Raw genomic sequence first — 18,309 nt, forward strand, 5'->3', positions numbered from 1 at the left:
TGTGCTCGGCCGATCTCGCCACGGGACGTGCCCGGACCACACGGTCTCCTGGAGCTGGCGTCGCGCGTGCGCCCGGCGGAGCGGGTCGCGCGGCAGGGCGGCGCCCCAGATGTACGGGACACCGGCCTGCATCGCGGCGGCCGTCACGCGTTCGCGGTCGGCCGACGGGACGTCGTGCGGGATCTCCATCAGGTCGGACCCGACGGCCCGGCCCAGGGAGGTGGCGACGGCGCGGCGGTGCTCGTTGGCGTCCGCCTTGCGCTGCTGACCGGTGGGGTCCGGCGGCAGCGTGGGCACCTCGCGCATGGTCGGATCGTGTTCGAGGTGCACCCGCCGCCGGCAACGAGTGACCACGCCGGCGTCGAGCTGCACCTGGGAAGTCACCAGTGCAGCGTATGACGACGGGCGAGGAGTCGTCCCGGCAACCTCGCGGAGTCGAGTCGATCTTTTGCCCGAACGGCTCTAGGGTCTGTGACGAGGAGGTGCGGCCATGGCGCGTGAGAAGGGCAAGGGGTTCACCCCGGGCAGGGCGAAGAACCTCGTGGGCATCGCCAAGGTGCTGGCGCCCACGTTGATCCCGGTGATGGCGCCGGTGGCGGCCCGTGCCGCCGCGCTCCTGGGCGACCGCTACGACCGCTACCGGGCGTCCCGGCTGGGCGTGCCGGTCGACCAGCTGACCCGGTACTCGGGTCGCGGCGCGGGGCTGCACGCCCGGATCGTCGGGTTCAGCGAGGCGCTCGACCAGCTGCGGGAGACCGAGCCGACCTACGTCGAGGGCACCGAGAAGCGCCTGTCGCAGCTGCTGGCGGCGGTCCGCGCGTCCGAGCGGATGCCGGCACCGCGGCGGCGGGCCGCGCACCGGGCGGTGTCGACGGACCTGGACGCGATGGAAGCCGACCTGCTCAAGCGCCTCGGGGTGTGAGCCGGGCGGTCCCTTCGGGTCCGTACCGGCGAAGGCTCCCGGACGGGCCGGTGCTCGGTCGTCACGCCCAACCCGCGCGCCCGAACGGACCAGCGCGAACCCGCGGTCGACCGTGGGGGCTCACGCGCGGGCCGTGCGACCTCCTACGCTCTGGGGTGTGACCACCCGGCCCGCACCGACCCGCCTCGCGCGGGCCGTGCTGCTCGCCGTGACGTCGGCGGCGCTCAGCGTGACGGCGCACGGTGCCGCGGGTGGTTCGGTCACCGAGTTCGCGCCCGCGCTGCCGTTGACGTTGCTGGTCGCCTTCGTGGGCACGGCGGTCGTCGAGCGGTGGCGCCGCCCGTGGACGACCCTGGCCACGCTGGGTGTCGCCCAGCTCGGGCAGCACGCGCTGCTCAACCTCGGCCACCACGCCGCCGACGGCCCCGGGCTCGGGTTCAGCCCGACCGCGATGACCGCCGCGCACGTGGTCGCCGCGCTGCTCACCGGCCTGCTGCTGGCCCGCGCGGACGCCACGCTGGACGCCCTGGTCGGCGCGGTCACCCGGCTGGTGCCGCCGCCGCTCACGCCGCTCGTGCCGGCCGGCGCCCTCTGGTCCCCCGCGCCCGCTCCGGCGGCGGACACCCTCGTCAGCGTGCTGCTGCGGCGCGTGCACGGCCGTCGCGGACCACCCCTCTCCTGATCACCCGGGTCCCCTCAACACACCTCTGGTCTCAGGAGCCACAACTTCATGTCGACACATCGATTTGGCGTGCGCACGCTCGCCAAGGGCGGTGCCGTGCTCGCGGCCGCCGCGTTCCTCGCGCTGACCACCGCCGGCCTCGCGTCCGCGCACGTCACCGCGTCCACCCCGAAGGACGCCGTGCAGGGCGGCTACACCAAGATCACGCTGCGGGTGCCGAACGAACGCCCCGACGCGGGCACGGTGAAGCTGGAGCTGACCCTGCCCGCCGAGTACCCGCTGGCCTCGGTGAGCACCAAGCCGACGCCCGGCTGGAAGGTCGAGGCGGTCAAGGAGAAGCTGGCCACGCCGGTGAAGAGCCACGGCCGCGAGGTCACCGAGGCGGTCCGCACCGTCACGTGGACCGCCGAGCCGGGCTCCCGCATCGAGCCGAACCAGTTCAACGAGTTCGACCTGTCCGTCGGGCCGCTGCCGGACAGCACCGACAAGCTGGTCCTGCCGACCAAGCAGACCTACGACAGCGGTGAGGTCGTGGACTGGAACACCCCGCCGCCCGCCGAGGGCGCCGAGGAGCCGGAACACCCCGCACCCGTGGTGAACCTGGTCGCGAAGACCGGTGGTGACGACCACGGCACCGCCACGGCCACCGCGGTCGCGGACACCGACCACGACGCGGCGGCGGCCGGCACGACCGACGACACGGCCCGCTGGTTGGGCGGCGCCGGGCTCGTCGTCGGCGCGCTGGGTCTCGGGTTCGGTGCGGGCGCCGTGCTGCGGTCCCGTCGCGCGGGCAAGCCGACGGCATGAGGCGCGTCGTCTCGCTGCTGCTGACCGGCCTGGTCGCGGGTGCCGTCGTGCTCGGCACGGCCGCACCGGCGTCCGCCCACAACGTGCTGGTCGGCAGTGACCCGAAGGACGGGTCGCGGCTGGAGTCCGGACCGACGTCGATCACGCTGACCTTCGACCAGCCCGTGCAGGCCGGGGAGAAGTTCAACACGATCACCGTCACCGGCCCCGAGGGCACGCGCTGGGAAGCGGACGGCGAGCCGACGGTCAAGGACAACAGCGTCGTCTTCCCGGTCCGACCGCTGGGCCCGGCCGCCGAGTACTCGGTGGGCTACCGGGTCCTCTCCGCGGACGGGCACCCGGTGACGGGTTCGCTCAAGTTCACCCTCACCAAGGCGGGCAGCGGCACGCCCGCCCCCGCGGCCTCCGCCCAGGACACGACCTCCGCCCCGTCCGGGGCCGGTGGCGTGCCGATCTGGGTGTGGGTCGTCGGTGCGGCCGTGCTGCTGGCCGGCGGCGCGTTCCTCGCGCTGCGCGGTGGCGCGGACGGCGCCAAGGAGAGCACCAAGCGATGACCGTGAACCGGAACACCACCACCGCCACGAACAGGTACTGGGTCGTCGGCGGCCTGCTCGCGGGCGGAGCCGTCGGCGTCCTGCTGGGCCTGGGCCTGTCCACCACACCGGAAGCGGTGGGCGTGGCCGAGCCGGGGGTGGTGTTCCGGTTCGCGCACCCGTTGGTGCGGACGCTGCTGGACCTGGCCGCGACGCTCGTCGTCGGGCTCTCGCTGCTGCCGAAGCTGCTCGGGTTCAGCCGACCGACCCTCACCGAACCGGTGATGCGCGTCGCCCGGCCCGCCGCCGTGGTCGCCGCGGCGGTGTGGGCGTTCACCGCGCTGCTGTCGATCGTGATCCGCGCGTACGAGACCCGTCCGGACGCGGACCTGACCATGCCGATGGTCGTGGACTACGTGCAACGCGTCGGCGCGGGCCAGGGGTTGTTGTTCAGCGCGGTGTGCGCGCTGGTGTACCTGTGGATCGGCGTGCTGGCCGTGCGCCGGGGCGAGTCGGTGCCGGCGGAGCTGCGCATCCTCATCGCCATGTTCGGCGTGCTGCCGCTGCCGGTGACCGGTCACGCGTCGAACTGGAAGTACCACGACTACTCGATGATCTCGATGGAGCTGCACGTCCTCGGTGCGGCGGCGTGGTCCGGCGGCCTGGCGGCGCTGGTGGTCTTCGTCGCGCACCGGCGCGGGCTGCTGGCCGACGCGCTGCCGAAGTTCTCGAAGCTGGCCACCGTGGCGCTCGTCCTGGTGTCGGTGACCGGCCTGTTCAACGGACTGCTGGAACTCGCGCTCAACCCCCTGATCAGCCTGCCCGCCTCGCTGTTCACCACGTCGTACGGGCTGGTGCTGATCGGCAAGGTCGTGTGCGCCGCGCTCCTGGCGGCGCTGGGCGCGAACATCCGCTGGCGGCTCCTGCCGCACATCGCCCGGCACAGGACCACCGCCGTCGTCGCCTGGGCCGCGGTCGAGCTGGCCGTCATGGGCGTCGCGTTCGGCTTGGCCGTCGTGCTCTCCCGCGCCCCCGTGGCCTGACGGGACCGCCGCACCCCGGGATTGTCGGACCCCCGTGCTTGGGTCGATCCATGGCTGATCGACCGATCCTCGTACTGGGAGCCACCGGCTCGACGGGCAGGCGGGTGGCCGCACGGCTCTCCGGGGCGGGCCACGCCGTGCGCCGGGCGTCACGCCGGGGCGACGTGCGCTTCGACTGGTCCGACCGCGGCACGTGGTCCGGCGCGCTGGCCGGCGTCGAGCGGGTGTACCTGATGGCGCCGCACGAGCTGCCCGTCGACCCCGACTTCGTGCACGACGCCGTGGCGGCGGGCATGCGGCGGTTCGTGCTCCTGTCCACCCGCGGTGCGGCGGAGATGCGCGACGAACGGCTGCTCGCCGCCGAACAGCTGGTGCGCGGGTCCGGCGTGGACTGGACCGTGCTGCGGCCGGACTGGTTCGACCAGAACTTCGACGAGGGGTTCTTCCGACCCGCGGTGCTCGCGGGCGAGCTGGTGCTGCCCCTCGGTGACAAGCGGCAGGCGTTCGTCGACGCGGACGACATCGCGGCGGTGGCCGTCGCGGCGTTGACCGAGGACGGGCACGAGGGCCTGGTCCACGAGGTGACGGGGCCCGAGGCGTTGTCGTTCCCGCAGGCGCTCGCCGCGATCACCCGGGTCACCGGCCTGCGGGTCGGGTTCCGCGGCACGCCCGACGACTACCGGGCCGTCGTGCCCGCCGACCTGGCCGAGCAGCAGATCGAGGCGTGGGACGCGTTGGACGACGGGGAGCCCACCGACACCGTCGCCCGGGTGACCGGACGCGAACCCAAGCACTTCCACGACTACGTCGTGCAGGCGTGGGGATCGGGCGCGTGGCGGGGGTAGCGTCGACGAGTGGTCCGTTCGGTGCGACGAGCTGCGCCGAACGCCCTAATCGGTGACCAGTCGGGCGGAAGGGTCCTCGCGGAGCCGGGTCAGCTCCGCCATGGCGTCACGGCCGCGCCGTTCGAGCTCCTCGGCGTCGATCCAGCCGTTGGCGAAGTACCGGTAGTCCTGCGCGAGCTTCACCAGTTCGGCCAGGTAGGTCGCCGAGCGGAGGCGGCGCGGCTCGTCGAACGCCGCCAGCAGCGGCAGCTGGGTGTCCACGACCTGGTCCAACATGCGGGCGGCCCGCAGGGCGCGCTTGGCACGCCGTCGCCTCATCACCGGCAGATTCCCGACCACGCCCACCTCGCCGCCCGTCCCCGCATCCCCTTGATGCCTCAGTCGTAAGACGCGCGGCAGGCGTTACCGGTTCGTTCCCCCACGGCACGGGTTTCAGCGGTAGGGGGTCCAGTGGGTCGTGGTGTCGCCCGCGCGCAACGCCTTGAGCCGGCTGTGCAGCTCGTCGCGGACACCGGGGTGGCTGCGCATGATCGGCAGCACGCTCGTGGTCAGCTTCAGCTCCCTGACCTCGCGCAACACCGCGAAGCCGGACCACCGGGTGACGTCGAAGCCGTACTCGTCGGCCAGCTGCCGGTACCACTCGGCGGGGTGGCCGAAGCGGGCCACGCCGACCGGCAGGGTGCTCAGGTCCCACTCCCGCGGTCCGACGCTGGTCGAGTCGAAGTCGCAGATCACCGGGCCGTCCGGGCTGGGGATCAGGTTGCCCAGGTGCGCGTCGCCGTGCAGCACGCCCTGCGGCAGCACGGTCCGCAGCTCGGCCAGCCGGTCGTCGGCCTCGGCGCACCGGTCCTCCAGGAACCGGCGGTCCGGCGCGGACAGCTCCTCGGCGTCCGCGATGCGCCGCCGGACGTCGTCCAGCGGCGCCCAGCGCGGCAGCTCGAACCCCGGCACCGGCAGCGCGTGCACCTGCCGCAGCACCCGGCCCAGGTCACGGCCGTCGACGGGCCTGCCGCCGGACGGCACCGTGTGCCACACGGTCGCCAGGTGCTCGCCCACCACCAACGGCTGGGGCACGTCCTCGACCAGCCGGACCGCGGGCACGTCGTGCGAGGCCAGCCACCGCGCGACCTCGACCACCTTCTGCGCCCGGTGGCGCAGGTTCATCGACCCGACGATCCGGACCACCACCCGGTCGCCGGGCAGGTCGAACACGGCGTTGCTGGTGAACTTCACGAGCCGCGCGCCGCGGTGCGCCAACCCCAGTTCGGCGCACAGCCGCTTCAGCACGGCGGTCAGCGCGGCGGAGGTGAACCTGCCGTCCAGGACCCCGACTCCCCGCAGCTCAGGCCGCGCTGTCGTTGCCGGTGAACTTGGCCAGGCGTTCGGCCAGCTCACGGGCGTCGGGGTTGTTGCGCCGCTTCTCCGCTTCCTTCTGCAACGGCTTCATCCGGTCCTTCGTGCGGACCGACTTCAAGCCCTCGGACAGCTCGATCGCCTGGCGGCCGAGGCGCGCGCCGTGGTCGATGTCGCCGTCGAGCAGGTGGTTGATCGACAGTGCGGTGAGGTTGAACGACCGGCTGCGGCTCATGTCCTCGCCGTAGCCGCCGATGGCCTTGGTCAGCGCGGGCACCGCGGTGCGGGTGTACTTCGCGTCCACGGTCTGCGCCAGCTCCGTATGCACCGTCCCGATCATCGCGGACAGGTCGTTGGCGTCGAAGAACTTCGCCCAGGCGGGCGCCTCCCCGATGTTGGCGCGGGCGAACTCGTCGCGCGCCCGGCCCAGCAGCTTCAACGCCTGGTCGTCGGAGCCCATCTTCGCGTAGGCCCACGCCTCGTTGGCGCACAGGATGCCGACCGCGAGCTCCGAACCGGAGTTCTGCGCGGCCAGCTGGCCGAGCTGGAACACCTTCAGCGCGTCGTCCGGCGCGTTCTGGTGCAGGTAGACGCGGCCCATCCGGTACAGGATGTTGGCCACGAGCTCTTCCTTGCGCCCCTGCTTGGCCAGGCCGAGCGCCTGGCCGAAGTGGTTGCGGGCCGAGTCGTACAGACCGGTGTCGAACGAGGTCCACCCGGCCAGGTTGTGCAGGTCAGCCAGCGCGACGTAGAGACGTTCCTTGACCAGGTCGGTCGCGTTCGCGCCGAGCATCTGCTGCCCCCAGGACAGCTGCGCGACGACGGCGTCGCGGCACGAGCCGCCGCCGTACTGGTAGTCCAACGTCCGCAACGCCCTGGTCGCCGCTTCGACCTGTCGGACGTCGGTCATGCCGATCCGGCCAGGGGCCGGTGTCTGTGCGGGCGATGAAGCCCAAGACCCGGAGTCCGTACCGAACACGGCCGCGCCGACGGTGATGGCGGCGGCGTGCGCGAGGAACTTCCTTCGCTTCACCGACTCGTCCTCCTCAGAATGGGGTGCGTCCGCCGTGGCGGCGACCCTCACTGCCGTGGCCTCGTCGTAAGCGAGACCCATGTACCCCCTTGGGACACCCAAGCCCTGGGCGATCCGCGCGAGGACGTCGTAGGCCATGACCTGACGTCCCTTGAGGATCTCCGAGACTTCGGACTGCGACTGGCCCGTCAACGCCGCGATCTGGCGTTGCGAGACACCGTGCCGTCGGAGCAGGCGGTAGACCGCGCTGATCTCCCGTCTGGCCAAGGCGTCCCGCATCTCCTGCTGGTCCCAGACGTCTGGTGTAACAGGAGAGCTCGGCGAACCGATGGTGTTCAATTGCGCCCCCTCACAGTCCTTTGGGCGTCAACGGCAGAGTAGGGGCACTCCCCCGACCGCGAGAAGTACCGATCGGCGAGGCTGATCGGCCCTGCCGAACTCCACTGACCGCTTACCGTGGAACGGCCACCGGCCAGCGCTATGACGTCCCCATCCGGCATGAATCATCGCAATCTGAGATCCGGTAAGCGAGCGAGTACGGAGAGGAACACGGCAGTGGACCTGATCGAGCGGGCGGTGACCACCAGCGGTGGACCGGCAGCGCCTGCCGTCGCCACGGCCCCCTCTCCCACTTCCCTGTCTGTCCAGGAGCCGACCGACCTCGGTTCCGGATGGCGCGGCACGACCGGGCACCGTCGCTGGTGGCGAATCCGCTGCAGCGACGTGGTCGACCGGGAACGCTGCCTCACCGTGCTGGTCGACCGGGGCCGCGTGGTCCTGGTCGGTCCGCCGGGCGAGACGGCGGTCCTCTCGGCGGACCAGCTCGTACAACTCAGGGCCGCGCTACGTGAAGCCGCCGAGCAGGCGGAAAGGTGACGGTGACGTTTCGGTGGACGAGATCCTCGGACAAGTTCTTCGCAACGCGGTGTGGGAGCGGTTGGACCTGCTCACAGAGCTGGCCAACGAGGCCGACGCCCCGTCCCTCCTGTCGGTGGCACGTTCCGAGCTCCCTCGGCTGACCGAGGGGTGGCGGGCCCTGCTCGCCGCGCACGAACCGGACGAGAAGGGCAACTGCCCCGAGTGCTCCGGTCGGTGGCGGCAGCAGAAGAGCCCCTGCTCGGTGTGGCGCGCTGCGTACGAGCACCTGGTCGCGGGCGGTTTGGCCCCGCGCCCGGCTCGCCACCTCCGATCGGCGCCGGTGACACCTCCTGTCACCCGGTCGCGCCGGGGAGTGGTGGCTCGAGCCCACTAACGGGCGGCCCCGACCTGTCGTTCCCCCGACGCGACCAGGTCGAGCTCCCGCCTACTGGCCGGCGGTCCGGGACGTGCGAACCCCCGACCGCGACGAACGGATCGCCGGCCAGCTCAAGCTCCACCGCAGTACCGGGGGCACGTGCCAGTGCCGCCGGAAGAGCAGGACCGCACGACAGCTACACAGACAGCCGCGGGCCGGTGTTGTGCACACCTTCCCTCCCCGACCGACACTGGTCCGCGGGTACCACTTCGGCCCCGATGTCCGCACCTCCCGCGCGGACATCGGGGCCGTTTGGCGTCCACGACAGGGTGTTCGGGCCGGCGGCGGGTCCGGTTCAGCGGTCCGGTTCTGCGGTGGGGTTCAGCGGTGGGGTTCAGCGGTGGGTGCCGGTCAGCCAGGTCAGGTAGCCGGTGAGGCCGGGGAAGATCCGACCGGCCACGTCGAACGCCTTGAGCTGCCACGGGAACACGACCTCGTCCCGCTCCCGCTCCACCACCCGCGCGATCCGCTCGGCCACGTCCTCCGGCGTCACCGTCGGGATCACCCGGGCCAGGGCCGGGATCCGCTCCTCCGCGCCGGGGTTGTTGGCGAAGTACCGGCTGCTCACCTTGCCCGGCACGACCTCGCTCACGCCGATCCCGGTGCCGCGCAGGTCCATCCGCAGCGCCGCCGTCAACCCGCGCAACGCGTAGCGGGACGCCGCGTACCCGGTCGCGCCGGGGATCGGCAGGCGGGACACCGGTGAGTTCACGGTGACCACCCGCCCGGAACCGCGCGCCCGCATCCCGGGCAGGAACTCCCTGGTCAGGTGCAGTGCGGCGGTGAACGGCAGGGCGATCATCCCGGTCAGCTCGGCCGACGGGGTGTCGTCCAGGAACAACCATCGGCCGGAGCCCGCGTTGTTGACCAGCACGTCCGGCACGCCGACCTCGGCCACGACCCGTTCGGTGAGCGCGCGGATCCGGTCGACGTCCGAGAGGTCGGCGGGTACGGCGAGCGCACGCCCACCGGTCGCGGCGATCCGTTCGACCTGCCGATCGAGCGCTTCACCGCTGCGGGCCACGAGCACGACAACCGAACCGCGCGCCGCGAACGTCAGGGCCGTCGCCGCGCCGATGCCCTGCGACGCACCGGTCACCACCACCGTCTTGCCGGCCAACCGCACCCGAACTCCTCCTAAGCCACCGATCGGACCCTGGTCACGAGCGCCGCCGCGCACAGCGTGGCGACGGCCGACACGGCGAACAACCCCCGGTACCCGCCGAGCGAGGCGAGCACGAACGTCGTCAGCAGCGGCGCGACCACCTGCGGCAGCGAGTTGGCGATGTTGAGCACGCCGAGGTCCTTGGCGCGGTCGGACGCGGCGGGCAGCACCTGGGTGAGCAGCGCCAGCGCCACCGCCCAGTACCCGCCGAAGCCGACCCCGAGCAGCGGTGCGGCGACGAGCGCGGCCGTCCACGTCGGCCAGGCCACGAGGAGCAGGGCCGCCGCCGCCATCACGCCGGCCGCCATCAACACGTACGGCTTGCGCCGGCCGGTCCGGTCCGACCGGGCGCCGACGGCGAACGCGCCGATCGCCAGGGCCACGCCGTAGAGCAGCATCAGCACCAGCAGGCCGTCCTCGGGCGACGGGTGGTGGACGACGTCGCCGAGGAAGTACAGCAGGTAGAGCGTGCCGAACGCGTTGCCCAGGTTGATCATGAAGTGCGTGCACCAGGCCCAGGCGAAGTCCGCGTGCCGCCGGGGCGAGACCCACAGCTCGCGCCACCGCAGCGGCGGGCGGGCGGCGCGCGGCAGCCGGGCGTCGGGGGTGATCAGCACGAACGCCACCGCGCCCGCCACGACCAGCGCCGCGCACGCCAGGTACCCCGCCGACAGGCCGCTGACCAGCACGGTCACCACGACCGCGCCCAGCACCGTGCCGAGCATCTGGGAGATGCCGACGAGGCCGCCGACCTTCGCCCGCTGCCGCACGGGCACCCGGTCGGGCACGGCGGAGGTGAGGCTGGCGAGCATCCCGTTCAACCCGGCCTGCACCAGGCACCACCCGACGACCATCGCCGCGACGGTCGACGCGGACGACAGCACCGCCAGGCCGACGGCACCGATCAGCGCGCCCGCGAGCGTCCACGGGTGCCGGCGCCCGAACCGGGATGTGGTGCGGTCCGAGGACAGCCCGATCAGCGGGTTCGCGATCAGCGCCGCGAGTGCGCCCACGCCGGTGACCAGCCCGAACACCGCTTCCTTGCCGGCCGCGTCGAGCAGTTCGGCCTGCTGGGGCAGCAGCACCTGGATGGGCGCGTAGACGGCCAGCCACAGGCCGAGGTTGGCCAGGAACAGCCACGTCATCCACGACCGGCGGACCGGGACGACCGGCTCGGCCAACGCCTCGGCGGTCACCTCGCGATCCGATCGCGGTACCACTCGTAGGAGGCGCGCGGCGTGCGTCGCTGGGTCGCGTAGTCCACGTGGACCAGGCCGAACCGCTGCGAGTACCCCGAGTCCCACTCGAAGTTGTCCATCAAGGACCACACGAAGTACCCGCGCACGCCCGCCTTCAGGGCTTCCTCGACGTGCCCGTCCAGGTACTCGATCCGCTCGGTGTCCTCCAGCGAGTGCGGGTAGCTGCACCCGCTCTCCGTCACGTACACGGGAGGCAAGTCGACAAAGCGATTCCGCAACAGGGAGACCATCTCCGACAGCCCGGACGGCACGACCGGCCAGCCGAAGCCGGTCTTCGGGTACTCGTCGATGTCGGTCAGCTCGAACGGCAGGGGGTTGCCCTCGGACGGCAGCCGCAGCCGGGTCGGGTTGTAGTAGTTCACGCCGTAGAAGTCGAGCGGCGCGGAGGTGATCGCCAGGTCGCCGTCCACGATCGGCAAGCGGTCGGCCAGCGAGTCCGGGTACCGCCCGGCCAGCTGCGCGTCGGCGTAGAGCCAGTTGTGCAGGTCGGAGTACGCCTCGGCGGCCGGGACGTCGGCCGGTCCGGCGGGCCACGCGGGCGTGTGGTTGTTGGCCGTGCCGACGGCGCGCGCCCCGGCGGAGCGCAGCGCCTGCACGGCGAGCCCGTGCGCCAGGTTGAGGTGGTGCGCGGTGGGCAGCGCGTCGTACAGCAGCGCCTTGCCCGGTGCGTGCTGCCCGGTGGCGTACCCGAGCAGCGTCACCATCGCGGGTTCGTTGATCGGGATCCACATCGCGACCCGGTCGGCCAGGCGTCCGCCGACCGTCGCGGCGTACTCCGCGAACCGGTGGGCGGTGTCGCGGTTCAGCCAGCCGCCCGCCTCCTCCACGGCCAGCGGCGTGTCCCAGTGGTACAGCGTGAGGACGGGCGCGATGCCGGACTCCAGCAGCTCGTCCACCAGCCGGTCGTAGAACGCCAGGTCCCCCGCGAGGACCCGCGGCCAGGACACGGAGAAGCGGTAGGCGCCGACGCCGAGCGAGCGCATGAGGCCGACGTCCTCGCGGTAGCGGCGGTAGTGGTCGCACGCCTCGGACGCGTCCTGCCCCTCGAACGCCGGGAACGAGTCCCACACGGACGGTCGCCTGCCGGCGGCGGTGAACGAGCCCTCGATCTGGAACGCGGAGGTCGACACACCCCAGAGGAAGTCGTCCGGAACCGAGGAGCCCGGACCCGAGAGGTCATCCGGACCCGAGAAGTCATCCTGACCCGAGAAGTCATCCGGACCCGAGAAGTCATCCGACACGGTCACGCGAGCCTCCCAGAACATGAAAGTCATTCGGATCGTAGGCGTGTTGCACCGTGAAGTGAAGTGGAATGGTCCAGGACCGGGCACTATGGAGTCCCGCAATCCACTCAGCAGGAGTCGCCGTGACCAGTACGACCCCACTGCGCCGCCAGCCGGTGCAGCAGCGCAGCGCCAAGCGCGTCGAGCGGATGCTCGAGGCCTGCGCACAGCTCATCGAGGAGGTCGGTTACGACGGAGTCACCACGACGTTGATCGCCGAACGCGCGGGAGTCGCGGTCGGCTCGCTCTACCAGTTCTTCCCCGACAAACGGGCGGTCGTGCAGGCGCTGACCCTGCGCAACCTGGAGAAGTTCATCCAGACGGTCGACGGTCGGTTCACCTCGACCACCCTCGAACACTGGTGGGACGCCGTCGACTCGATCTTCGACGTGTACGTCTCGATGCACCGCGAGGTGCCCGCGTTCTCCAAGCTGCACTTCGGTGACGTGGTCGACATGCGGTTGCTCGACGACCGCCGCGACAACAACACGGTCATCTCCGACCGCATCGCGGAGATGATCTCGGCCAAGTTCGACATCCCGTTCACCGAGCTGCAGCTGCCGATCTCGATCGCGGTCGAGGCGGCGGACGGCGTGCTGAACCTGGCGTTCCGCCGCGACCCGGCCGGCGACCAGCGGATCCTGGACGAGGCGAAGGCCCTCGTCCGCGGCTACCTGTCGACCCGACTCCCGGACTAGAACCCCCTAGCCGAACGAACGACCCTCGCCCCGGTAGGTGGGCGCGGTCCGCTCCACCACGTCGCCGCGCACGAAGTGGTAGTGGGTGAACCGCTCCGCGAGCTCGCCCGCCTTGGCGTGCCGCAGCCACACGCGGTCGCCCAGGCGCAGCGAGTCGGCCGCCCGGCCCACCACCGGGGTCTGCACCTCGCCCGCGCCCTCCATCGGCAGCAGCTTCAGCCCGACCGGCAGGTACGGGGTCGGCTGCCGGTCGGGGGTCGCGGTGCCGGAGGCGACGTAGCCGCCGGAGAACAAGGTGGCCACGTGCCGCTTCGGCCGGCGCACCACCGGCAGCGCGAACAGCACGGCGGGCTGGGGCCGGAAGCCGCGGTAGCCGTCGAACAGGGTCGGGCCGATGAGGCCGGAGCCGGCGGCGACCTCGGTGACCGAGGGGTCGGCGGCGGTGAGCTCCAGGCTGCCCGTGCCGCCGCCGTTGACGAACTCCAAATCCGCGACCGCGCGGACGGCGGCCACCGCGGCCGCGCGGCGCTCGACCAGCTCGACGGCCGAGTGGCGCTGCATCCAGCGCAGCAGCGCGCCGCGCAGCGGCTTGCCCGGCGGCTGGTCGCCCAGGCCCGCGATCTGCCCCTCGTAGGCCATCACGCCGACCAGCCGGAACCCCGGCCGGCGCACGATCGCCTCGGCCAGAGCGCGCGCTTCGCGTGCCGTGTGCACGGGAGACCTCCTCGGCCCGACGTGCAGGCCGGGCACCGGTCGCCACGACACGTCCAGCTCCAGGCAGACCCGGATCTCCGGGTGGTCGGCGCCGAGCGCGGCCTGGACCAGGTCGAGGTGCGCGGTGGAGTCGACCACGATCGTGACCCTCGACCGCGCCTTGTCGTCACGGGCGAGCTCGCGCAGCGCCGCGTGATCCACGGTCGGGTACGCGACGAGGAGGTCGTCGGAGAGGTCGACCGACGACAGCCACAGCGCCTCGGCCAGCGAGTAGCACATGACGCCCGCGAACCCGGGCCGGGCGAGCACCCGTTCCAGCAGGGCGCGGACCCGGACGGACTTGCTCGCCACCCGGATCGGCCGCCCGCCCGCGCGCCGCACGAGGTCGGCCGCGTTGCCGTCGAAGGCGTCGAGGTCGACGATCGCGAAGGGCGGGTCGTGCTCCTTCGTCGCGGCGTCGAGGCGCGTGAGGGGCTGCATGGCCTCACGGTACTTGAAAGGTGAATAGCTTTCACCTACGGTTCGTGGAACGCGTCACACCGGAGGTGGGCATGGGGACCCCGTGGACGAACTGGGCGCGCACCGCGTCCGCGAGCCCACACCGGGTGGAGCACCCGGCGAGCGTCGACGAACTCGCCGCCGCGGTCGTCGGCGCGTCCAGTGTGCGCCCCCGCGGCAGCGGGCACTCGTTCACCGGCATCGCGGTCGCGCCCGGCGTGGCGATCGACCTCGACGCGTGGACCGGTGTCGTCGACGTGTCCGGCTCGCTCGTGACGGTCCGGTCCGGCACCACGTTGCAGCAGCTCAACGCCCTGCTGGACGTGCTCGGGCTGGCCATGGCGAACCTCGGTGACATCGACGCGCAGACCGTCGCGGGCGCGATCTCCACCGGCACCCACGGCACCGGCGCGAAGCTCGGCGGGCTGGCCACCCAGGTCGTCGCGCTCGAACTCGTGCTCGCGGACGGGTCGCTGGTGCGGTGCTCGGCCGACGAACGGCCCGAGCTGTTCCAGGCGGCCAGGGTCGGCCTCGGCGCGCTCGGCGTGATCAGCACGGTGACGTTGCGGTGCGTGCCGTCGTTCGTGCTGCACGCCCGCGAGTTCCCCGGCCGGCTGGACGGGGTGCTGGAGGAGTTCGACCACCTCACCGCGGTCGAGGACCACGTGGAGTTCCACTGGTTCCCGCACTCCGACCGGGTGATCGTGAAGCGGAACAACCGGGTCGACGAGCCGGCCGCGCCGCTGTCGCCGCTGCGCCGGTTCTACGAGTACGAGGTGATGGAGAACGGCGCGTTCGGGCTGGTCTGCCGACTGGCGAAGGCCATGCCGGCCACCACCAGGACGCTCAACCGGGTGTGCGGGTCGCTGATCTCCGAACGCGACTACCGCGACGCCTCGCACCGGGTGTTCGTCACGCCGCGGCGGGTGCGGTTCGTGGAGAGCGAGTACGCCGTGCCGCGGGCGGCGCTGCACGACGTGCTGCGGGAGCTGCGGACGGCCGTCGCCGGGCTCGACCACGGCGTCATCGTGCCGGTGGAGGTGCGGGTGGCGCAGGGCGACGACATCTGGCTGTCGACCGCGCACGGCCGTGACACGGCTTACATCGCCGTCCACCAGTACCTCGGGATGCCGTACCGGCGTTACTTCGACGCGTTCGAGAGGATCGCGGGCGCGGTCGGCGGTCGACCCCACTGGGGCAAGATGCACAGCCTCGCGGCGGAGACCCTCCGCGACCGCTACCCGCACTTCGACGACTTCCGCCGGGTCCGCGCGGACGTCGACCCGGCCGGCAAGTTCACCAACCCCTACCTCGACCGCGTGCTCGGCTGACCACCCCGGGAGGACGGCGGGACCGGACGACGTCCGGGCAGGATGACCGGGTGACCGGCGGCAACAGGGGACGCGGGCGTCCCGACACGGGTGTGCGCGAGGCGATCCTCGCGGCGACCGAGGCGATCCTCGCGGAAGCGGGCGTCGCCCGGCTGTCCACCAAGGAGATCGCCCGGCGCGCGTCGGCGGCCGAGTCGAGCATCTTCTACCACTTCACCGACCGGCTCGGGCTGCTGCAGGCCGTGGTCCGCCTGCACCTGCCCCTCTACCGCGACGTGGCGGAGGAGGTCGTGCGGCGCGCGGGGCAGGGCAGCCTGCGGGACAACCTCGCCCTCCTGCTCGACGGCCTCGACGCGTACTACCGCCGGATCACGCCGATCCTCGCCGCCGTGCAGGCCGACGGCGACCTGCGCGCGCGCTTCGCCGAACGGGGCGCCGACGGCGCGGTCGGCCCGCAGCGGGCACTCCTGCCGATCGTCGACTACCTGGCCGAGGAGCGGCGGCTCGGCCGCGTGCGCGCGGACCTCGACCTGGAACCGGCGGCCCTGGTCATCGTGGGGACCGCCTACCAGCGGGCGGTGTTCCGCCGCCTCAGCGGGGTCGACGCACCGGCGGCGGACACCGCGCGGGTCGTGGACACGCTCCTGCCGGCCCTGATCGCGCGCTGACCCGACCCCGTCCGGAACCGGACCCGACCGACCACCTCGCGGTACATTTACTGAGTGACTACTCAGAAATTAGGCGACAGGCGGGTCACCCGCCTGACCGCGGGGCTCGCCCTGCTGTCCACCGGTCTGCTCGCCGGGACCTTCGGCTACGGCGCCGTGAACCTGGTGACCACGTTCAACGTCGTCCCGCTCGACGTCCGGCTGACGTTCCACTCGGCCCTGATGCGGGTGAACGGCCCGGTCGTCCAGACCGTGATGGGCCTCGCCGCGCTCAGCACGATCGCCCTGGCCGCCCTGGTGCGCGGCCGGACCCGGCCGGTCGCCGCGGCCGCCGGGGTGCTCGTCGTGACCTCGTTCCTGGTCACGCGCTTCGGCAACGTGCCCATCAACGGCCGGATCAAGGAGTGGGCCGTGGGCACGCCACCGGCCGACTACGCCGAGGTCCTGCAGCGCTGGGAGGCGTTCAACCTCGTGCGCACCGTCGCCGGGATCGCCGCGTTCGTGCTGGTCATCTGGATCGCCACCAGGCCGGCGGGCGACCGGGTCGTTCAGAAGGCGTCGTCGATCGGGGTGTCGCCGCTGATCAGCTCGTAGGTCCGGCGGACCGTGCCGGGACGGTCCAGGAGGGCCACCACGACCGCCGCCACGTCGGCGCGCGGTACGGAACCCCGTAGGGGCGTCTCGGCCAGTTCGACCAGACCGGTCGGCTCGTCGTCGGTCAGCCGGCCCGGTCGCAGGATCGTCCAGTCCAGGTCGCGGTCCCGCAGGTCGTCCTCCGCGGCGCCCTTGGCGGCCAGGTAGGCGTCGAACACCTCGTCACCGGTGGTGCGCCCGATGCCGGTGGTGCTGATCTGGATGAACCGCCGCACGCCCGCCCGTTGCGCGGCCTCCGCCAGCAACGCCGACGCGGCCCGGTCCACGGTGTCCTTGCGCCCCACCCCGCTGCCCGGCCCGGCGCCCGCGGCGAAGAGCGCCGCGTCCGCGCCGTTCAGCAGCTCCGCGACCGAAGCGACGTCGGTCGCCTCCAGGTCGCAGTGGACGGGGACCCCGCCCACTTCCAGCACGTCCGCGTGGTGGTCGGGGTTGCGCACCAGCGCCGTGGCGCTGTCACCCCTCGCGGCCAGCAGCCGCTCCACCCGCAACGCGATCTTGCCGTGTCCACCCGCGATCACCACACGCATGGTCCGACCGTAGGTCAGGACGCGGTCGCCAGCACCCGCTCGTAGACCAGTTCATTCACCCAACGGGTGGTGGCGGTGTCCTCGACCGGCACGGTCTCGTTGCGGCCGGCCACGTCCGTGCTCAGCTGCAGCTCCTCGTCGGCCAGCAGCACCGAGACGCCGTAGCGGCGGACGCGGGGCAGGCAGTTCGCCAGGTAGTCGTGCGTGAACACGACCGACGTCGGCAGCACGGCGGCGGCGTTGCCGAAGCGGGCGAACGGCACCGCCGAGGCCAGCGCGGTGCGCCAGTGCCGCGCGACCGCGAGCACGCCGACGATCCGGACCGCGGCGGGCGGCACGCGGCCGTCCATCTCCGGCCACACCCAGGTGGACACCGTGGTGCGGTCCGTCTCCGGAGCCGCGCCCAGGCACAGCCGCTCGGCGTGCGCGTCGGCCAGCAGCTGCGCCACCACGATCACCTTGCGCCCCATGAGGACCATCTCGGGCAGCACCACGCCGTGCCAGCCGAGGCGCACGGCCGCGGAGGCGGCCAGCTCCTCGACGGATCCGGGCAGTTCGGGAACCGGAACCGCGGTCGCCGACAGCGCCCTGGTGTCGTCGGTGTCCGCGATCCGTGCTGGTGTGCTGCTCACGCCAGGGCCTCCTCGGCAACCACGGCGGGCTGTCCGCCGCGTTTCGACTCGTGCTCTGGGTAAGGCGTACCAGGTGGGAACGGTCGCACCCCCAGGGCAAAAGGCGTCCTGCGATCGGCGGCGTCGAGCGGTCGGTAACCGGTCGGCGGCCGCCGGAGGGACTTCGGCCCGGCGGTGCTGCCGTCTGGGTGACCCGCGCGGCCCTCGGGACGCCGAAGGCTGCTCTGCGTGTGCGTCGCTCGCCTGGAAAGTCCGCCGCACCGCTGCCGGGAGGCGTGGGCGTGACCGCATCACCGACCGCTCGCCGCGTGAAACCGACCGACCGCCCCCGACCGCCACGTTCGGCCGCGGCCGGTCGGGTGACAGAC

General features: G+C 72.5%; 21 protein-coding genes and 1 pseudogene. 12 read left to right on the plus strand and 10 right to left on the minus strand.

Annotated features, from left to right (window positions below; genetic code table 11):
• Positions 1 to 384 (minus strand): annotated as a pseudogene (locus tag AB0G02_RS07350) (recombinase RecB); the annotation flags it as partial.
• Between the two features lie 106 nt (positions 385 to 490).
• Here AB0G02_RS07350 and AB0G02_RS07355 point away from each other — a divergent pair.
• From AB0G02_RS07355 to AB0G02_RS07380, 6 genes are all read left to right on the plus strand, one after another.
• Positions 491 to 922 carry a DUF6474 family protein gene (locus tag AB0G02_RS07355; RefSeq protein WP_360790722.1) on the plus strand — a complete coding sequence of 144 codons (432 nt, stop codon included), beginning with the start codon at positions 491 to 493 and terminating at the stop codon, positions 920 to 922.
• A 157-nt stretch (positions 923 to 1,079) separates the two neighbouring features.
• Positions 1,080 to 1,604, plus strand: a complete 525-nt coding sequence (locus AB0G02_RS07360) for a hypothetical protein (protein WP_360790725.1) — start codon at positions 1,080 to 1,082, stop codon at positions 1,602 to 1,604.
• Positions 1,605 to 1,652: 48 nt separating this feature from the next.
• Positions 1,653 to 2,411, plus strand: a complete 759-nt coding sequence (locus tag AB0G02_RS07365) for a YcnI family protein (RefSeq protein WP_360790727.1) — start codon at positions 1,653 to 1,655, stop codon at positions 2,409 to 2,411.
• A complete protein-coding gene (locus AB0G02_RS07370) occupies positions 2,408 to 2,965 on the plus strand; it encodes a copper resistance CopC family protein (RefSeq protein ID WP_360790730.1) in 558 nt (185 codons plus the stop codon). The genes AB0G02_RS07365 and AB0G02_RS07370 overlap by 4 nt, the downstream gene beginning before the upstream one ends.
• Positions 2,962 to 3,987 (plus strand): CopD family protein, encoded by a 1,026-nt coding sequence (locus AB0G02_RS07375; RefSeq protein WP_360790733.1) that lies wholly within the window; start codon positions 2,962 to 2,964, stop codon positions 3,985 to 3,987. Before AB0G02_RS07370 ends, AB0G02_RS07375 begins: the two co-directional genes overlap by 4 nt.
• 50 nt (positions 3,988 to 4,037) lie before the next feature.
• Positions 4,038 to 4,832, plus strand: a complete 795-nt coding sequence (locus AB0G02_RS07380) for an NAD(P)H-binding protein (protein ID WP_360790736.1) — start codon at positions 4,038 to 4,040, stop codon at positions 4,830 to 4,832.
• 45 nt (positions 4,833 to 4,877) lie between these two features.
• Here the strand turns inward: AB0G02_RS07380 and AB0G02_RS07385 are convergent, their stop codons facing one another.
• The 3 genes from AB0G02_RS07385 to AB0G02_RS07395 form a co-directional block, all read right to left on the minus strand.
• Complete coding sequence (locus AB0G02_RS07385; protein ID WP_360790739.1) at positions 4,878 to 5,150, minus strand: hypothetical protein; 273 nt, start codon at positions 5,148 to 5,150, stop codon at positions 4,878 to 4,880.
• Between the two features lie 114 nt (positions 5,151 to 5,264).
• Entirely contained in the window at positions 5,265 to 6,155 is an 891-nt protein-coding gene (locus AB0G02_RS07390) for an aminoglycoside phosphotransferase family protein (RefSeq protein WP_360790791.1), read from the minus strand.
• Between the two features lie 19 nt (positions 6,156 to 6,174).
• Complete coding sequence (locus tag AB0G02_RS07395; protein ID WP_360790741.1) at positions 6,175 to 7,497, minus strand: helix-turn-helix transcriptional regulator; 1,323 nt, start codon at positions 7,495 to 7,497, stop codon at positions 6,175 to 6,177.
• Positions 7,498 to 7,773: 276 nt separating this feature from the next.
• Between AB0G02_RS07395 and AB0G02_RS07400 the strand changes: the two genes are divergently transcribed.
• Complete coding sequence (locus AB0G02_RS07400) at positions 7,774 to 8,094, plus strand: hypothetical protein (RefSeq protein ID WP_360790744.1); 321 nt, start codon at positions 7,774 to 7,776, stop codon at positions 8,092 to 8,094.
• A gap of 13 nt (positions 8,095 to 8,107) precedes the next feature.
• Positions 8,108 to 8,470, plus strand: coding sequence for a hypothetical protein (locus AB0G02_RS07405; RefSeq protein ID WP_310310641.1), 363 nt, complete (start codon positions 8,108 to 8,110; stop codon positions 8,468 to 8,470).
• Between the two features lie 376 nt (positions 8,471 to 8,846).
• Here the strand turns inward: AB0G02_RS07405 and AB0G02_RS07410 are convergent, their stop codons facing one another.
• From AB0G02_RS07410 to AB0G02_RS07420, 3 genes are read right to left on the minus strand one after another with little or no spacing between them, the layout of a single operon-like run.
• Positions 8,847 to 9,638, minus strand: coding sequence for an SDR family NAD(P)-dependent oxidoreductase (locus AB0G02_RS07410; RefSeq protein ID WP_360790747.1), 792 nt, complete (start codon positions 9,636 to 9,638; stop codon positions 8,847 to 8,849).
• A gap of 11 nt (positions 9,639 to 9,649) precedes the next feature.
• Complete coding sequence (locus tag AB0G02_RS07415) at positions 9,650 to 10,822, minus strand: MFS transporter (RefSeq protein WP_360790794.1); 1,173 nt, start codon at positions 10,820 to 10,822, stop codon at positions 9,650 to 9,652.
• A gap of 47 nt (positions 10,823 to 10,869) precedes the next feature.
• On the minus strand, positions 10,870 to 12,183 hold the full coding sequence (locus tag AB0G02_RS07420) for a family 1 glycosylhydrolase (protein ID WP_360790749.1): 1,314 nt from the start codon (positions 12,181 to 12,183) through the stop codon (positions 10,870 to 10,872).
• Positions 12,184 to 12,302: 119 nt separating this feature from the next.
• Between AB0G02_RS07420 and AB0G02_RS07425 the strand changes: the two genes are divergently transcribed.
• On the plus strand, positions 12,303 to 12,917 hold the full coding sequence (locus AB0G02_RS07425; protein ID WP_360790752.1) for a TetR family transcriptional regulator: 615 nt from the start codon (positions 12,303 to 12,305) through the stop codon (positions 12,915 to 12,917).
• Positions 12,918 to 12,923: 6 nt separating this feature from the next.
• On the opposite strand, the gene AB0G02_RS07430 is transcribed toward AB0G02_RS07425, so the two are convergent.
• The gene (locus tag AB0G02_RS07430) at positions 12,924 to 14,111 is read right to left on the minus strand and encodes an amino acid deaminase/aldolase (RefSeq protein ID WP_360790755.1); all 1,188 of its coding nucleotides are present in this window, start codon (positions 14,109 to 14,111) and stop codon (positions 12,924 to 12,926) included.
• A 71-nt stretch (positions 14,112 to 14,182) separates the two neighbouring features.
• Between AB0G02_RS07430 and AB0G02_RS07435 the strand changes: the two genes are divergently transcribed.
• The 3 genes from AB0G02_RS07435 to AB0G02_RS07445 are packed head-to-tail and all read left to right on the plus strand — an operon-like array spanning position 14,183 to position 16,722.
• Entirely contained in the window at positions 14,183 to 15,460 is a 1,278-nt protein-coding gene (locus AB0G02_RS07435) for a D-arabinono-1,4-lactone oxidase (RefSeq protein ID WP_360790757.1), read from the plus strand.
• 50 nt (positions 15,461 to 15,510) lie between these two features.
• On the plus strand, positions 15,511 to 16,128 hold the full coding sequence (locus tag AB0G02_RS07440) for a helix-turn-helix domain-containing protein (RefSeq protein ID WP_360790760.1): 618 nt from the start codon (positions 15,511 to 15,513) through the stop codon (positions 16,126 to 16,128).
• Between the two features lie 54 nt (positions 16,129 to 16,182).
• Entirely contained in the window at positions 16,183 to 16,722 is a 540-nt protein-coding gene (locus tag AB0G02_RS07445) for a DUF1772 domain-containing protein (protein WP_360790763.1), read from the plus strand.
• Here the strand turns inward: AB0G02_RS07445 and AB0G02_RS07450 are convergent.
• Both AB0G02_RS07450 and AB0G02_RS07455 read right to left on the minus strand, forming a co-directional pair.
• Positions 16,677 to 17,309, minus strand: a complete 633-nt coding sequence (locus AB0G02_RS07450) for an NAD(P)-binding oxidoreductase (RefSeq protein WP_360790766.1) — start codon at positions 17,307 to 17,309, stop codon at positions 16,677 to 16,679. The two genes, AB0G02_RS07445 and AB0G02_RS07450, sit on opposite strands and share 46 nt — an antisense overlap.
• Before the next feature lie 14 nt (positions 17,310 to 17,323).
• Positions 17,324 to 17,941 carry a hypothetical protein gene (locus tag AB0G02_RS07455; protein WP_360790768.1) on the minus strand — a complete coding sequence of 206 codons (618 nt, stop codon included), beginning with the start codon at positions 17,939 to 17,941 and terminating at the stop codon, positions 17,324 to 17,326.
• Positions 17,942 to 18,309 lie beyond the last annotated feature (368 nt).

Origin of the sequence: Actinosynnema sp. NPDC023658, from assembly GCF_040639995.1 — a bacterium.
Classification (GTDB): Bacteria; Actinomycetota; Actinomycetes; order Mycobacteriales; family Pseudonocardiaceae; genus Actinosynnema.

Excerpts from the sequence above, each read along its gene's own strand:
- AB0G02_RS07355 (WP_360790722.1), top strand. The coding sequence starts at position 491 with ATGGCGCGTGAGAAGGGCAAGGGGTTCACCCCGGGCAGGGCGAAGAAC.
- AB0G02_RS07365 (WP_360790727.1), top strand. The coding sequence starts at position 1,653 with ATGTCGACACATCGATTTGGCGTGCGCACGCTCGCCAAGGGCGGTGCC.
- AB0G02_RS07370 (WP_360790730.1), top strand. The coding sequence starts at position 2,408 with ATGAGGCGCGTCGTCTCGCTGCTGCTGACCGGCCTGGTCGCGGGTGCC.
- AB0G02_RS07375 (WP_360790733.1), top strand. The coding sequence starts at position 2,962 with ATGACCGTGAACCGGAACACCACCACCGCCACGAACAGGTACTGGGTC.
- AB0G02_RS07380 (WP_360790736.1), top strand. The coding sequence starts at position 4,038 with ATGGCTGATCGACCGATCCTCGTACTGGGAGCCACCGGCTCGACGGGC.
- AB0G02_RS07385 (WP_360790739.1), bottom strand. The coding sequence starts at position 5,150 with ATGAGGCGACGGCGTGCCAAGCGCGCCCTGCGGGCCGCCCGCATGTTG.
- AB0G02_RS07395 (WP_360790741.1), bottom strand. The coding sequence starts at position 7,497 with ATGCGGGACGCCTTGGCCAGACGGGAGATCAGCGCGGTCTACCGCCTG.
- AB0G02_RS07415 (WP_360790794.1), bottom strand. The coding sequence starts at position 10,822 with ATGACGTGGCTGTTCCTGGCCAACCTCGGCCTGTGGCTGGCCGTCTAC.
- AB0G02_RS07430 (WP_360790755.1), bottom strand. The coding sequence starts at position 14,111 with ATGCAGCCCCTCACGCGCCTCGACGCCGCGACGAAGGAGCACGACCCG.
- AB0G02_RS07435 (WP_360790757.1), top strand. The coding sequence starts at position 14,183 with ATGGGGACCCCGTGGACGAACTGGGCGCGCACCGCGTCCGCGAGCCCA.
- AB0G02_RS07450 (WP_360790766.1), bottom strand. The coding sequence starts at position 17,309 with ATGCGTGTGGTGATCGCGGGTGGACACGGCAAGATCGCGTTGCGGGTG.